The organism is Arthrobacter alpinus (assembly GCF_001294625.1).
GTDB classification, from domain to species: Bacteria; Actinomycetota; Actinomycetes; order Actinomycetales; family Micrococcaceae; genus Specibacter; species Specibacter alpinus_A.
In genome coordinates this window covers 434,304-448,531 of sequence record NZ_CP012677.1, presented here as the reverse complement: position 1 = coordinate 448,531, position 14,228 = coordinate 434,304, and the positions used below count along the sequence as shown (strand labels likewise).

General features: G+C 64.6%; 13 protein-coding genes. 2 read left to right on the top strand and 11 right to left on the bottom strand.

Features of this window, described 5'->3' with window-relative positions:
- Positions 1 to 55: 55 nt before the first annotated feature.
- The 3 genes from AOC05_RS01915 to AOC05_RS01905 all read right to left on the bottom strand — a co-directional run bounded on the left by AOC05_RS01915 (position 56) and on the right by AOC05_RS01905 (position 3,905).
- Positions 56 to 1,018 (bottom strand): asparaginase, encoded by a 963-nt coding sequence (locus AOC05_RS01915; RefSeq protein WP_062005209.1) that lies wholly within the window; start codon positions 1,016 to 1,018, stop codon positions 56 to 58.
- Complete coding sequence (locus AOC05_RS01910; RefSeq protein WP_062005207.1) at positions 1,015 to 1,722, bottom strand: FadR/GntR family transcriptional regulator; 708 nt, start codon at positions 1,720 to 1,722, stop codon at positions 1,015 to 1,017. Before AOC05_RS01910 ends, AOC05_RS01915 begins: the two co-directional genes overlap by 4 nt.
- 140 nt (positions 1,723 to 1,862) lie before the next feature.
- Positions 1,863 to 3,905 carry a DUF5107 domain-containing protein gene (locus AOC05_RS01905; RefSeq protein WP_230085511.1) on the bottom strand — a complete coding sequence of 681 codons (2,043 nt, stop codon included), beginning with the start codon at positions 3,903 to 3,905 and terminating at the stop codon, positions 1,863 to 1,865.
- A gap of 101 nt (positions 3,906 to 4,006) precedes the next feature.
- Between AOC05_RS01905 and AOC05_RS01900 the strand changes: the two genes are divergently transcribed.
- Complete coding sequence (locus AOC05_RS01900) at positions 4,007 to 5,140, top strand: alanine racemase (protein WP_230085504.1); 1,134 nt, start codon at positions 4,007 to 4,009, stop codon at positions 5,138 to 5,140.
- 11 nt (positions 5,141 to 5,151) lie between these two features.
- Here AOC05_RS01900 and AOC05_RS01895 read toward each other — a convergent pair whose 3' ends face one another.
- The 8 genes from AOC05_RS01895 to speB all read right to left on the bottom strand — a co-directional run bounded on the left by AOC05_RS01895 (position 5,152) and on the right by speB (position 11,955).
- The gene (locus AOC05_RS01895; protein WP_062005203.1) at positions 5,152 to 5,577 is read right to left on the bottom strand and encodes a hypothetical protein; all 426 of its coding nucleotides are present in this window, start codon (positions 5,575 to 5,577) and stop codon (positions 5,152 to 5,154) included.
- Entirely contained in the window at positions 5,574 to 6,500 is a 927-nt protein-coding gene (locus AOC05_RS01890) for a TIGR01777 family oxidoreductase (protein WP_062005201.1), read from the bottom strand. Before AOC05_RS01890 ends, AOC05_RS01895 begins: the two co-directional genes overlap by 4 nt.
- Entirely contained in the window at positions 6,497 to 7,147 is a 651-nt protein-coding gene (locus AOC05_RS01885; protein WP_062005199.1) for a TetR/AcrR family transcriptional regulator, read from the bottom strand. The genes AOC05_RS01890 and AOC05_RS01885 overlap by 4 nt, the downstream gene beginning before the upstream one ends.
- Positions 7,148 to 7,601: 454 nt before the next feature.
- Positions 7,602 to 7,829 carry a putative quinol monooxygenase gene (locus AOC05_RS20515; RefSeq protein WP_326832377.1) on the bottom strand — a complete coding sequence of 76 codons (228 nt, stop codon included), beginning with the start codon at positions 7,827 to 7,829 and terminating at the stop codon, positions 7,602 to 7,604.
- Between the two features lie 247 nt (positions 7,830 to 8,076).
- Positions 8,077 to 8,385, bottom strand: a complete 309-nt coding sequence (locus tag AOC05_RS01875; protein ID WP_062005197.1) for a hypothetical protein — start codon at positions 8,383 to 8,385, stop codon at positions 8,077 to 8,079.
- A 109-nt stretch (positions 8,386 to 8,494) separates the two neighbouring features.
- Entirely contained in the window at positions 8,495 to 9,058 is a 564-nt protein-coding gene (locus AOC05_RS19665; RefSeq protein WP_062005195.1) for a maltokinase N-terminal cap-like domain-containing protein, read from the bottom strand.
- A 138-nt stretch (positions 9,059 to 9,196) separates the two neighbouring features.
- Positions 9,197 to 10,879 (bottom strand): thiamine pyrophosphate-binding protein, encoded by a 1,683-nt coding sequence (locus AOC05_RS01865; protein ID WP_062005193.1) that lies wholly within the window; start codon positions 10,877 to 10,879, stop codon positions 9,197 to 9,199.
- Positions 10,876 to 11,955: an agmatinase gene (gene speB, locus AOC05_RS01860; RefSeq protein ID WP_062005191.1), complete on the bottom strand. Its 1,080-nt coding sequence runs from the start codon at positions 11,953 to 11,955 to the stop codon at positions 10,876 to 10,878. The genes AOC05_RS01865 and speB overlap by 4 nt, the downstream gene beginning before the upstream one ends.
- Positions 11,956 to 12,218: 263 nt before the next feature.
- Here speB and AOC05_RS01855 point away from each other — a divergent pair, with 263 nt between their 5' ends.
- Complete coding sequence (locus tag AOC05_RS01855) at positions 12,219 to 14,198, top strand: APC family permease (protein WP_062005189.1); 1,980 nt, start codon at positions 12,219 to 12,221, stop codon at positions 14,196 to 14,198.
- The last annotated feature ends 30 nt before the right edge of the window (positions 14,199 to 14,228 follow it).

The window sequence follows — 14,228 nt, the reverse complement described above, 5'->3', positions numbered from 1 at the left end:
TGCGCGGGACAATTTTGCTCGGGCTTTTTGCGCGGGTTTTGTTTGGGTGAAGAAGTTAGTAGGGGATGCCTTCAAGCGATCCCACAGGCTGGCCGCCACCGAGGACAGTCAGCTGGTTGAACCGGCCGAGAAGCGCCGGCTCCACGCCCAACGCCACCAGCGCCGGAACCGCAGCTGGCATGCGTGCCCGGTCGCCGCCGTCGGATATCTTCAGCCCCACGGCACCGCCGTCGGCCAGGGCGATCACCTGGATGCCCTCAAAACCGTCCTTGGCCAGCAGCCCGGGCACCGTGTTCATGAGTACGCTCACGTCACGGTTTTCACCGGCCACCATGTCCGGATGGGCGCGCATGGCATCGGCAACCCGGCGCTCGGGGGTGCCAGGCACCGCCGTCACCAGGGTGCGGAAGGCGCGGGCCATGCCGGTCAGGGACAGCGCGAAGACCTCCGTGCCGCAGCCGTCGGTGCTGATCTCGGTGAGCTCTTGGCCCGTCAGCTCAGCCACCGTGTCACGGATAAGTGCCATCAGAGGATGCGCCGGGTCTAGGTAACTTTCTAGGGGCCAGCCGTTGACCACGCAGGTGGCCAGCAGCGCCGCGTGCTTGCCCGAACAGTTCTGGGCCAGCGCGGTGGCGCCGTGCCCGTCGCGCAACCACTGCTCGCGCTCGGCAACCCCGTAGGGCAGATCCGGGGAGTTCCGCAGGTCCTTCGGCGCCAGGCCCGCGTCGGTAAGAATTTCCGTAGCCACACGTTGGTGGCTGGCTGCGCCGGAGTGGCTGGCGGAGGCCAGGGCCAGGTGCTCGTTCTCAATGTCCAGTCCGGCGCGGAGCATGGCAACGGCCATCAGCGGCTTCAACGCCGATCGCGGGTAGATGCGGGCACCGGGATCCCCGCGCGTCACGAGCGTTTCTCCGTTGGCATTCAGGGCAACCAGCGATCCGAAATGGACGCTTTCCACCATGTCACCGCGAGTTTGTACCGCCAAGGGGACGTGGGCCGGAAATTCGGTGAGGTTCATGAGGTGCTTTCTCCCCTGATCATGGTGAGGGCGTCGTCCACAGCCGAGAGGTGGACGGCCATGGCATGGCCTGCTTCCGTGGTGAAACCGTGGGCGATGGCGTCCAAGATCAGCAGGTGCTCGTCGTCGGACTGGCGCTGCCGTCCCGTGATGAGGTTGATGGTTTCGGATTGCTTGGCCATGGCGTCGCGAATGTCGTTGACCACTTGTTCAAACACGCCGTTGCCACTGGCCCGGGCTACGGCGGCATGGAAGCTGGCGTCGAGGCTGACCCAAATTTCGGGGTCGTCCTCGTGCACCATGGCATCCACAATGCCGCGCAGCTGCTCCAGCTGATCATCAGTGCGCCGCAGGGCGGCAAGTTCCGCGGCCGGCACCTCAATGTGGGGCCTGGCCTCCATCAGGCTGCGGGCGGAGTATTGCCCCAGCACCAGATCGCCTGTGGCACGGCTGGCCACCACAAAGGTGCCCTTGCCTGTTTGGGTGGAGGTCAGCCCTAACGCCATACAGGAGCGCAACGCCTCCCGTACCACTGAGCGGCTGACGCCGTACTGCTGCGCCAGGGCCGTCTCCGAGCTGAGCTTTGTCCCAATGGCCAGTTCCCCGCCCTCAATGGCTGCGCGAATGGCCTTGAAAACTGCTTCGGCGGCGCTGACACGAACAATCTGCGACTGTCCGGCTGTCCAGCTGTCTGACAAGTTCATATAGGAGACTATGACACGGCTCACCTCGGGTGTCAAAAATCGGCACAAGCGCCACCTGGGCCGGTGCCGGTGCCTGCGTCACTTGAGAAATTTGGCTGCTTAGAGTCCCCTAAACAGCCAAAGCTAACCAGTCACGGGGCTTAGCGCATGCTGAACTGGTACGCCTCCGGCACCTCGTCGTCGGGGCAAACCTCTTGCCACAGGGCCGTGATGGAATTTTCGCCCTCACGCAGATCCGCCACTTCCAGCCCGGCCCGGAGCAGCTCCGCGGCCTTCCCGGACTCCCCCGATCGCGCGTGGGCCAGGGCGCGCAGGAACGCAACGCGTCCGACGTCGGCCAAGGACTTTGGCGCCCTGCCCACCATCTCCAGGGCTGCTTGGGGGCGGTTCGCGGCGATCAACTCCGTCATGGCCTCCACCAGCAGCCAGCGGTTGTCTGGTTCCATGGCACACGCGGCCACGAGCTCCGCCACACCCCCTGCCGTGTCCTCCAGGGTAAGCAGAGTCAGGCCCAAACCACGGTGGGCTAGGGCACGGCTGGCATCGCTGAGCTCGGTGTCGGCGAGCGCTCCGCGGTACAATTTCGCCACCACTTCCATGTCCGTTGCCGAGGACGACGCCCTGGCATGGACCATGGAGGCGTGGTGAAAGCGGGCTTCGGCGCTGGAATTGCGTCCGGCCGTCAGCAGGTCTTCCCAATCCAGTCCGCGCACAAACGTTGCGGCACCGGCAAAGGGGTGCCGGACCACGGACGCGGCGGAGGCTTCAAAAGGCTTTTCCACGATGCCGTCGTTGGCGGCCAACAGCTCCAGCCATGGGGCCTGGTCCATGGTGAGGGTTTCGGGGGCAAACGGTGTTCCGGTCTCGTCAATCCAATCAAGGGTTGCGGCACGGCGCCGCACCCCCTCAAGCGCGCCCCAGCCGTTGCCCGCCACCAGCAGTTCGCTCGGAGCCAGGTCCGCCCAGCGGGTGGCGTCGGCGAGCGCGGCATCCACGGCGGCCTCCGAAACCAATGCCGCAATACGTTGTGCCCCATGTGCCACGGCCCCGGACCAGGCACCGTTGCCGATCTCCGGGTCCAAGGCGGCGTTGCCGTAGGCCTCCACCCATTGCCAGGATGCGCCTGCCGGCATGGGCACATGCTCAAACTGGGTCTGGGCCAGCCCGGACTGAATCTCGGCGTAGTGGCGCGGCACCCCGTCCGCGGTGGGCGTCAGCCACTCCTGCCAGCGGTGCCCGCCCACGTTCTCGCCCCACACAAACAGTTTCCTGCCCCGCAGCGCATCCGAGGAAACCAGCGCAAGTCCGTCCCCGGCATCGTCCATGACAACTTCCCAGCGGCGCTCCTGCGGGCCAAGGTCAAAGAAGAAGTCGGCGGCGTGGAGGTTGCGCACTGGATAGGTGGCGTCGACCCCGTGAAAATCGGTGGGCGCCACAATGGACAAGGACCCGTCATAGTCAGTGGCATAAGCTCGGGCGGCCGGGGCGATAGCCCGGGTGGCGGCGGTTTGCGGGACGGCCGCATTCGTCCACCAGTACATGGGGACGGTGAAATCGTTGGGGTTGCGGATGCGCACCGCCACAAACACCACCTTAGAATCGGCGGGCAGCCAGGCGTCAATTTGAAACACCACCTCGCGCAGGCGGTCAAACTCCCACATGCGCAGCACTTCCTGCCCCTCCGGGGTGCGCACCATGGCGCTGTGGAGGGGCGAACACGTAGTTGGCGAGTGCCCGCGCGTGCCAATGTTGAACTCGATCCCGCCGGCAAACCAGGCGTTGCGCAGGGCCAGGTTAGCGAACTGGATCCGGTCCTGGGTGTGCACCAGCTCCTTGCCCGTGGCCTTGTCGGTCAGCGCCCACAGCCGCCCGCCCAGTTGGGGCAGGAACGTCGCCTTGACGTGATCGTTTTCCAGCACGACGGCGGTCAGCTCGCTTGCGCTGGTCTCCCGCGTATAGGCGTCCTGCATCGGGTAGGGGTACAAGTTCTTCGCCTTGCCCCAGCGTGATCCGGCAGCAACCTCCTCCGGGATCCCTTCGCCGCCCACCACATAGGGCGGTTCAAGCAGCGGCTGCACCGAGGGCAGGGGCGAGTCCTGGCCCAGCTCGGCCAGCTCAACGGTGCAGGTGGTGACGGTCAGGGTTGGGGCGGCCGGCGACCCGGGCATGGCAGCAATTGTCATAGGCTAATCCAACCACTTCGCCACCCGTTGCGCCGATAGACTTGCCACCATCGTGCAAATACCGGCATCCTGGCCCGCGTGGTACCGAAATGGAGAAACTGGTGAACGAATCCGCCTACCCCCAGCTGCGACTGAACGCCGCCGCCCTTGAGCGCAACATCGAGATCATGGCCGCCTGGTGCCGCGACACAAACGTGGTCCTGGCCCCGCATGTGAAAACCACCATGTCCGCACCCATCATCGGGCGACAGCTTGCCGCGGGCGCCGTCGGGGTGACCGTGGCGACCGTTGACCAGGTGGGCACCGTGCTGGGCTGGGGCCACCGCAACGTCCTCATCGCCAACCAGGTGGTGGACAGTTACGGCCTAGGCCGACTCAAGGCGTGGCTCGAGGCGGACCCTTCCCTCACTGTGCGCATCTTCGCCGACTCCGTAGCTGGCGTGGCCGTTGCGGCTTCGCTCTTTGCCGGCAGCGGCCGGGCCCTGGACATGCTGGTCGACGTCGGGGCCCTGGCCGGGCGGACGGGCGTGCGCTCCGCCTCCGCGGCCCACGACGTGGCGCTGGCCATCACGGCTGCACCTGGACTGCGTCTGGTGGGGGTGTCCGGCTACGAGGGCGTGGCACCGAACTCCCGCGACGCCATCAACCTGGACGCCGTGGATCGCCACTGCCGGCTGGCCCGCGAGATCTTCATGGAACTTGCCGGGCAGTTTGAAACGCCGGCGCCGATCTTTTCCATGGGCGGATCTGCGTTCCCGGACCGGGTGATCGAATTCCTACCCTCCGGCGTCCCCGGCACCATCAACATGCTGCGCTCCGGCTGCTATGCAACGCACGACCACGGCACCTACGCGGGCGTCAACCCCATCCCGGGTCTCATACCCGCGTTGACTGTCCGGGCGCTGGTGGTCTCAGCCCCGGAGGATGGCTTGGTGGTACTGGGCGCTGGCAAGCGGGATCTGCCGTACGACGCCGGCCTGCCACCTTTCCTAGCCGCGTTCTCCGCCGCTGGTCTTGAGAAGGCGGACGCCACGGCGACCGTGCACAAACTCTTTGACCACCACGCCGTTTTGCTGGGCGCCGAGGGTTTGGCCGTGACGGACATCGTGGAGCTGGGCATTTCACACCCCTGCTCCGCGTTCGACCGCTGGCCGGAATACCTCGTCACCGATGGCGCAGGCACCGTTGTGGACCTCTGGCACACCGACTTCCACCGGGCCTCCATCGGCGGCTAGCAGCCCCGCGATTACCTAACGTTACGACGAGCCACCACCTTGATGACACTGGCCCGGCCCGCCGCTGCACCGAAGGCGAACAGGGCAAAAACCAGGGACAGTGCGGCTAGGCCGCCGATCCGGAAACCCACAAGCGCAATGACGGCGGCCACCGTACCGATGGCGACGGCATGGACCGCCACGTGCCACCACTGGTTCCTTATCCGTTGCAGGGGCCAGGCGGTCAACGCGGCCAACGGCATCCCGACGACCACTGCCGGGACAACCCCAAAGAGGACCGCATAGCCGAACACGACGATCCCTATTGAACCGCCCATACCACCGGCGAGAGAGGAGATGTCCAGGACAATCGCAACCACCAAGCAAAAGGTCAGGAACGTGACCAGCCACCCAAGCAGGAAGGCGGGTACGCCGTAGCGCATCCGGAACCCGGTCACGATTGGGCCCTAGGGGTCCGGACAGGGGCGACCACCGGAACTCCAGCAACGATGTCAGCCAGGGCGCCGCGCAGCGAGGGGAAACGCCAGGTGAATTCGGCGTCGGTGAGTTTTTGAGGCAGCACCCAGCGGCTTTTGAGGACCAGCTCGGTCTCGGTGCAGATCAGCACGGCGCCCATGCCAAGCAACCAGGCAGGCGTTGGCACGCCGAAAGGCATGCGCACGGCGCGGCGGACCTCGGCCATGAGCTCGGCGTTCGTCACCGGCTTGGGAGAAGCGATGTTGACGGGTCCTGCAATCCCTGGCTGCTCGTGAATGAAAAGCACCGCCCGCAGCAGGTCCGTCACGTGGATCCAGCTGTATTTTTGTGTGCCGGCGCCCATGCGCCCGCCCAGTCCCAGCCGCACCAGAGTGACGAAGGGGCGCATAACGCCGCCACCGGGACCCATCACGATGGTGATCCGCAAGGGGATCTTCCGCGTCTCCGGCGTCACTGCTGCAGCCAGGGCTGCTTCCCAGCGCCGCGCCACCTCGACCGAAAAGCCGGTGCCAAGTTCGCCGTCGCGCTCCGTTTGCGCCCTGTCCCGGGCATCGCGGTAGATGGTGCCGGTGCTCGCGTTAAACCAGTCGCGCGGCGGCACTTGGCACGCGGCGATGGCACGGCCCAGCTCGGCCGTGGTCTCCACCCGCGATCGGAAGATTTCGGCCCTATTAGCCGGGGTGTACCGGCATGAGACCGACTTGCCGGCCAGGTTCACGAGCAGGTCGGCACCCTCCAAGACGGCGGTCATGGCGGCCGCGTCTCCCCAGGTGGCATCACCGCTGCGGCCGATGGTGAGCACTGTCCATCCGGCGTCGGTCAGTTCGCGGCGGAAGTAGCTGCCAATGAAGCCGGAGGCACCTGCAATCACCATGGTGCTCATGGCCGGAGCCGTACCTTGAGCGCCAGCGCTTCCTCGACCAGGGGCCGCACCACCGGCAGCCGGGAGAACGAGAGCAGTTTTGCAATGAGCGGTGACGCGCCGTCGATCAGGGTGCGGGTGCGGCGCTGGTCCTCGGAGCGGTCGTAGACCCAGAACAGCACCACGCCCATGTATCCCAGCCACAGCAGTTCCGGCAACTGTGCCCGGAGAAACACGGGGACCTTGGTGCCTTCGATGACCTCGGCGAAGATGGCGATGGCGTCTTCACGGGCCTTACCCGAGGCCTCCCCGAAGGGATTGACGGCAGATTGCGGGGGCAGTGCACTGGAGATGAAGGCCCCGCCAAAGTGGTGGTACGGGGTGAGCGCGTCGACCCCTGCATGCAGCGCGGCCTTCAGGCGCACGGCCAGGCCCGTGGTGTCGGCCATTGCCGCGGAGGCCGCGGCACGCTGCTCCCCCACCGACTCCCTGTACAGTTCCAGAACAAGCTCGTCCTTGGAGGCGAAGTAGTAGTAGGCGCTACCCAGCGAGACGCCGGCTTCTGCGGCGATGCCCCGCATGGTGGTCTTCGTGAAGCCCTTGCTGCGGAACATCCCCAATGCCGTTTGCAGCACCAGGTCCTTGGTTTGCATGCTCTTGTTGTCCATCGCCAACTCCACTCGTTTGAACACGTTCAACTATGAGTAAAGCACGCTTTTTGAACATGTTCAAGAATGGGTTGAGGGCAACGCTGTCATTTTTCGGACGTCACCTGCACAGCACCTGCGAGCCGGGACACTTTGGAGTGACTTAGCACTTGGTGGCTCATGTCACCACTAGTCAAGAGGGCTCCGACGGTTGGGCGGGCCTTCCGAATGCCTCGAAAGCGCAGGGTTTCCCCTGACTGGGACGGACCAGGCACCGAGCGCCAGAGCACCGGCAATTAAGGCGTCAAAGAGGACTTGCGTCGTCCCGGCACCCGCTAGCGCGTGGAAAAGCCCGATGGCTAAAAAGGTAGTTGACGCTACGGCCACACAAACACACAGGACGATCCCCCACGGGGGAATGTTCGGAAGCTCTTTCACAGTCACCAACTCCTTGACTCAAGCGTGAACCCCGGATCTATAGGCCGGACACGGAATAGTTTCGCTTGATGCCCGCCGTCACATACCCCCAGTCGCTAACTTTGACGCGCACTTGGTGAAGCTCAAAGGAGCCGGCATCTTGGAAAGACTCGGAGACGTTCCATACTCGTGGGTCACTTGTCTGGTTCACCTCGAAAGAAATGCACCCAAGTTCAGCACGCGCCAATTCAATATGCCGAGGCAACAACTCTGTAACGACAGCCATCTCTTCGTCACTTTGGCATATCAGCTGTCCAGTCAAATTGATGTTCTTCACAAGCAGGATTGTGCCACAGGGGAACACTTCGGCGAAGATCCGTTCGTCCAGAATTTCGATCGCAAGCGAGCTGCGCTCCGCGCAGGACGGGCCCGGCTGGTCGCCAGAGACCGGCTAAAATGTCGCCCGGCTGGGGTGTGGATTAGTGGGCCCATGCATCCGTCCCGTGGTGGGAATCCTTCAGCGGGCGCTGATTCTATTCGGTGTATTCCACGTCAGCGAAGGCTTTGACTTCTTCGCAAAGTTGCTCGGCGATACTGGCACCCTCCACGTTCCACGCAGTTTCATTTTCAGGCGAACTCCAACCGCCGTCGTACAAATTCTCGGCATCCCAGGCGTCATACCACGTGCGAAGCCGGAGCGTGAGACTCTCTGACAGCCCAAAGTCCGCGGGCTCCATTGTGTATTTCGTCACTCGCCCGGCCGTACTGTCCTCCCATAGTGGCCACCGATGGCCGTAGTCAGGAAACAGGCGGATGACGCGGCGGACGGATGTCTCTGTCATGACCGAATCCTAACGTTCCTTGTATCACGTGGTGGAGGTCCACTGGAAATGGACGGCCAGCGGCACCATGGCATGCGTCCCGATGATTGGAATCTGCACCACCCCCGCATCAGCGTGGATCCTGCTCGCGGTCCTCGTGACCGCCGTCGTCCTCGGCGTTACCCTGTGGCTCCGTCACCGCAACGCCGACAAGCGACCTAAAAAGTAGCAGCCAGAACAGGGGTTTCCTGCCCGCCCACGTCACGCCGAGTGCCTTTTTTGCAGGCACGACGCCAGCCAGATCCAGTTCGCGGACAACGCTCAGCGTCAGCGCACCCACCGGAATGTTGACGATCCCGTGCGCCGTGGTGGGAGCGGCAATCTCCGGCGTGGGGATCTGCGTTCCCGAAGTTCCGGTACTGAAAAGCTCCGCGGTGTCCGGCAACGTTTCAATCTTGCCATCAGTTTCACGGGTTTTCACTGCCTGCGGCTTGCCGGCCAGCAACGCCGCGGCAAGCTCGCCAACATAGACGGGGTCGGCTGTGGCGTCGTACACCCACCGGTCCCCGAGCACTGAATGCTTCATGGTGCCCACCAGGAATGCCTGCGCACCCTCCAGCGGCGCTCCACGATACGTCAGCGGGATTTGGTATACGCGGTTTCCGGCACCGACCAGGAGGGTTTCAACACCCACTTCACCAGCGGGATCGTCAAAGCGGAAGGATCCGCGTTGAACCAGCGGCGATCCACCACCTGAATGCCGAACGTACAGTAGTTGTTGATGTTGTTCGCCAACATCAACAACTACTGTACGTTCGAGGGAGGGGCGGCCCTAGATGTCCAGGTGAGTGGGCCCAAACATCTTCAACAAGACATCAACCACGACGACGTTGGGCCCGTCAGCGGCGAAACCCGCCTTCAACGCGTCCCCGACATCCTCGGGCGCCACGCGTCGGGCGGGAACACCGAACGCCTCGGCCAGCTTCACGAAGTCGGGCCGGGCCAGCTCCGTGTGGGTGGCCTTGCCGAAGGTGTCGATCATGTACTCGCGCAGGATGCCGTAGCCGCCGTCGTCCACGATGAGCCAGGTGACCGGGGCGTTATGCTGCTTGGCGGTGGCCAGCTCCGAGATGGAGTACATGGAGGAGCCATCGCCTGCAACCGCCAGGACGCGTGCGGGCTTGCCCTGGCTCTGCAAGCCGAGCGCCCCGCCAATGGCGGCCGGGAAGCCGTAGCCGAGTCCGCCGGCGCCCTGGGCGGAGTGGAACTCGCCGTCCCTGGCATCCCAGCAGCTCCAGCCCCAGTAGGCGGAGATGGTCATGTCCCAGAAGGTCTGCATGTCCGCCGGAACTGCCTCACGGATGTCGGCCATGAACTTGCGCTCCAGCGCCAGATCCTGCCCGTCCAAGCGCGCCTGCACCTTGGCGAGCGTTTCGGCGACGACGGCCTGCGGGGTGGTTCCGTGCCATTGGGCCTTGTCCCCGTGAGGTTCCGTCAGTGCGGCGTCAAGGGCACTAAGCGCCTGGCCGGCGTCGGCACGGATACCCAGGGCCGGGCGGTTGGATTCCAGAACGCGGGGTTCGGCGTCGATCTGGATAATGCGTCCGCGCGGCTCCATGGTGAAGTAGTTGCTGGAGACCTCACCTAAGGAAGACCCGATGACCACTAGGACGTCGGCATCTTCGAGAACCTCGGTGACGTGCTTGTCCTCCACCCACGACTGCAGCGACAGCTCATGGTTCCACGGGAACGCACCATTGCCGCCGGGAGTGCACACCACCGGGGCGTTGAGCTTCTCCGCGATCGAGAGCAACTGCTGGTGGGCGTTCCCGCGGCGCACGCCGCCACCGGCCACAATGGCCGGGCGCTCGGCGGCGGACAGCCACTTCACGGCCTCCCGGACCAGTTCGACGCGCGGCGGGTTGTCGAAAGGGTCCGCCAGTGCGTCCTCGACCGCGGGCACAAAGATGGGATCGAGCAGCACGTTCTGCGGCACCTCGATCCAGACCGGGCCCTGCGGGGAGGACACCGCCTCCGTCCAGGCATCCTGGATGGCGGACGGGATGCCGGAGGCGTGCTGGATCAGCCGCTGGCTCTTGGTCACGTTGGCCGCTGACGCCTTCTGGTCATCGAGCTGGTGCAGCATGCCCTTGCGCCGGGCACCCAGGCCTTCCAACGGGATCTGGCTGGCCACCACAATCATGGGAACACACGTGGCGTAAGCCTCCTGCAACCCGGCCAGCGCCGTCAGGGCGCCTGGTCCGGTGGACAAGAACAGCACACCCACCTCGCCGGTGGCACGGGAGTAACCGTCGGCCGCAAAAGCGGAGTTATTTTCCACGCGGGAGGAGACAAAGTGCAAGGGCGAGCGGCCCAGGGCGTCAAAGAGCCCCAGGGCGTGCTGTCCGGGGATGCCGAATGCCGTCTTCGCGCCCAGGGCAGCCAACGTCTCCACAACAAGGTCCCCGCCATTGCGCTGGGGCTGGGCCTCGACCAGGATCTGGACGTCCGTCATTTGGCTGCTCCTTCGGTGGCGGTCGGCGCAAATCCGGCGGGCCGACGTCGTTCTTCGGCGTCCAGCGCCTGGGCCGCGTAGCCGGTGGGGGTCCCGAAACGGTCCCCCTCACGAAAGTTGTCAGCCATGAGCGTGACCAATTCAAAGCCGACATGGCTGGCTGCCACACCTGTGATTTCGGCGTGGTCGTAAGCCGGAGCCACCTCCACGATGTCCGCACCCACCAGGTTCATGCCGCGGAAGCCGCGGATGATCTCGATGAGTTCGCGGCTGGTGAGGCCGCCGGCCTCGGGAGTGCCGGTACCGGGGGCGTGCGCCGGGTCCAGGACGTCGATGTCGACGGAGATGTAGAGCGGTCGACTGCCGATCCGGTCGCGGATTTTCGCGACGGTTTCCAGCACGCCCTGGTAGTAAACGTCGGCGGCGGTGACGATACCGAAGCCGAAGCGGTGGTCGTCGTCCAGGTCCTTCTTACCGTACAGCGGGCCACGGGTTCCCACATGGGAGATGGCCTCGGTGTCCAGGATGCCCTCCTCCACTGCGCGGCGGAAGGGTGTTCCGTGGGTGTATTCGGCGCCAAAGTAGCTGTCCCAGGTGTCTAGGTGGGCGTCAAAGTGCAGCATGGCGATGGGTCCGCCAGCGCGTTCGGCCGCGGCTCGCAGTAGCGGCAAGGAGATGGTGTGGTCGCCACCGATGGTCAGCAGCTTGGCACCGCCGGCGGTCAGGTCCAGTGCGTTTCGCTGGATGGTCTCGATGGCCTCGTTGATGTTGAACGGGTTTACGGCCATGTCGCCGGCGTCGGCCACCTGGCAGTTTTCAAACGGTGAGACGTCCCAGGCGGGGTTGTAGGGGCGCAGCAGGCGGGATGCCTCACGCACATGATTGGCGCCAAAGCGGGCCCCGGGGCGGAAAGAGACGCCACTGTCGAAGGGGACTCCAACGACGGCGACATCGGCCGCGGCGACCTGGTCCAGGCGTGGGAGGCGTGCGTAGGTGGCCGCACCTGCGTAGCGCGGGATGCGGGAGGAATCGATCGGGCCAAGGTTGCCGTTGGCCTCGATACGGAGCTCTTTCATGGATGTCCTCGTTTTTAAGAGTTGACCTGCGTCACACGTTCGTTCACCATCGTACAACTGAAGTTGTCTAATGTGAACCAAAAGTTTTCCTTAGATAAAATACAGGGAACCCGGATAAGCTCACTCACCGCGCCTCCGTATAGATTTCGTCAAAACCGGGGCCGCGGCTCGGCGGCGGTGTTAGTCTCACTGAGCAGCAACAGCGCATTTTGTGAGGTACTGCGGCCGATCGGCCGTGCATCCTTGCTAGAAAGGACCCTCGCATGACATCCCTCTCCCAGGCGCCGCCGGACCCAGGGGATCGATTCAAGCCCAAGGGTACGCAGGCACTGCGCCACTGGCTCCTGGAAGGGATGCCTGAAAGTTCGGGCAAGCGGCAGGGCCCTCACGGAAAACCGTCCCCAGCCGACAAACCCCACTCCTGGTGGCGGGTCATGTGCCTGACGGGGCTGGATTACTTCTCAACCCTTGGCTACCAGCCGGCCATCGCCGCCCTGGCCGCCGGGGTCATGGCCCCCCTTGCCACCATCGTGCTGGTCCTGGTCACACTTTTTGGCGCCCTTCCGGTCTACAAGCGCGTGGCGCGCGAAAGCCCGCACGGCGCCGGCTCCATCGCCATGCTCGAACGCCTCCTGCCGAAGTGGTGGGGGAAGCTGTTCGTGCTGGCCCTGCTGGGTTTCGCCGCGACCGACTTCATGATCACCATCACCTTGTCTGCCGCCGATGCCACCGCGCATGTGTTGGAAAACCCGTTTGCCCCGAAGTTCCTTGATGGCCAGAACGTCATTATCACCCTGGTCCTGATTGCCGCGCTGGCCGCAGTATTCCTGCGCGGGTTCAAGGAGGCCATCGGTATTGCCGTGGTCCTGGTGGGCATTTTCCTGACCCTGAATCTGGTGGTGATCGGCGTTTCGCTGGTGCATGTGGTGGGCAGTCCGCTGCTGACGGCCGACTGGTGGACCGCACTGACCACCCAGCACGGCAGTCCAGTCATGGTGGTGGCCGTGGCGCTGCTGGTCTTTCCCCGCCTGGCCCTGGGCCTGTCCGGTTTTGAGACCGGTGTGGCCGTCATGCCGCAGATCAAGGGCCGCCCCAGTGACACCGAGGCCAATCCCGAGGGTCGTATCAAGGGCGCCCAGCGTCTGCTGACTACGGCGGCGCTGATCATGAGCACGTTCTTGATCACCTCGTCCCTGGCCACCACCATTTTGATCCCGGCCGCAGAATTCCAGCCAGGCGGCGCCGCCAACGGCCGCGCCCTTGCCTATCTAGCCCACCAACTGCTCGGCGAAGGCTTCGGCACCGCGTACGACGTCAGCACCATCGCCATCCTGTGGTTTGCCGGAGCCTCAGCTATGGCCGGTCTGCTAAACCTGGTCCCGCGTTACTTGCCGCGCTTTGGCATGGCCCCAGCCTGGGCCGGCGCCGTGCGCCCGCTGGTCCTGGTATTCACCGTCATCGCCGTCATCATCACACTGGTCTTCAAGGCCGACGTCGACGCCCAGGGCGGTGCGTATGCCACCGGCGTACTGGTGCTCATCACCTCGGCGGCCATCGCCGTCACGCTCTCCGCCCGGCGAAAAAAGCAGCGGGCGCAAACCATCGGCTTTGGCGCTGTGTCGCTGGCCTTCCTCTACACCACCGTGGCGAACTCGATCGAGCGCCCCGACGGGCTGAAGATCGCCCTGCTTTTCATCCTGGGGATCGTGGTGGTCAGCCTGCTCTCGCGCATGCGCCGGGCCTTCGAACTGCGGGCCACCTACATCCGCATGGACGAGGCCGCCATGAACTTTGTGGCATCCGTGGACGAGGGCACCATCAGGATCATCTCCCACGACCCCAAGACCCGCAACGCCGCAGCCTACCGCCGCAAACTCAACCACGCGGTGGCGGTCAACGCGATGGGGGATCCCCGCGACGTGCTGTTCATGGAGGTCATTGTCGATGATTCCTCCGACTTTGAAACGGCACTGGAGATCCGTGGCGTGATGCGCCACGGCTACAAGATCCTGGAGGTCCACGGCTCCAATGTGCCCAACACGATTGCCGCGGTGCTGTTGCACGTCCGCGACGCCACGGGCCTGATCCCGCACATTTACTTCCGGTGGAACGAAGGGAACCCGATCTACAACCTGCTCAAGTTCCTGTTCTTTGGCGAAGGCGAGATCGCCCCCGTCACTCGGGAAGTGTTGCGCGAGGCCGAGCCGGACCTCACCAAGCGCCCCTGGGTTCACGTCGGCTAACCCCGCGAGGGCGCACTTTCCGTGCGCGCC

Excerpts from the sequence above, each read along its gene's own strand:
- AOC05_RS01915 (WP_062005209.1), bottom strand. The coding sequence starts at position 1,018 with ATGAACCTCACCGAATTTCCGGCCCACGTCCCCTTGGCGGTACAAACT.
- AOC05_RS01910 (WP_062005207.1), bottom strand. The coding sequence starts at position 1,722 with ATGAACTTGTCAGACAGCTGGACAGCCGGACAGTCGCAGATTGTTCGT.
- AOC05_RS01905 (WP_230085511.1), bottom strand. The coding sequence starts at position 3,905 with ATGACAATTGCTGCCATGCCCGGGTCGCCGGCCGCCCCAACCCTGACC.
- AOC05_RS01890 (WP_062005201.1), bottom strand. The coding sequence starts at position 6,500 with ATGAGCACCATGGTGATTGCAGGTGCCTCCGGCTTCATTGGCAGCTAC.
- AOC05_RS01885 (WP_062005199.1), bottom strand. The coding sequence starts at position 7,147 with ATGGACAACAAGAGCATGCAAACCAAGGACCTGGTGCTGCAAACGGCA.
- AOC05_RS20515 (WP_326832377.1), bottom strand. The coding sequence starts at position 7,829 with ATGGCTGTCGTTACAGAGTTGTTGCCTCGGCATATTGAATTGGCGCGT.
- AOC05_RS01875 (WP_062005197.1), bottom strand. The coding sequence starts at position 8,385 with ATGACAGAGACATCCGTCCGCCGCGTCATCCGCCTGTTTCCTGACTAC.
- AOC05_RS01865 (WP_062005193.1), bottom strand. The coding sequence starts at position 10,879 with ATGACGGACGTCCAGATCCTGGTCGAGGCCCAGCCCCAGCGCAATGGC.
- speB (WP_062005191.1), bottom strand. The coding sequence starts at position 11,955 with ATGAAAGAGCTCCGTATCGAGGCCAACGGCAACCTTGGCCCGATCGAT.
- AOC05_RS01855 (WP_062005189.1), top strand. The coding sequence starts at position 12,219 with ATGACATCCCTCTCCCAGGCGCCGCCGGACCCAGGGGATCGATTCAAG.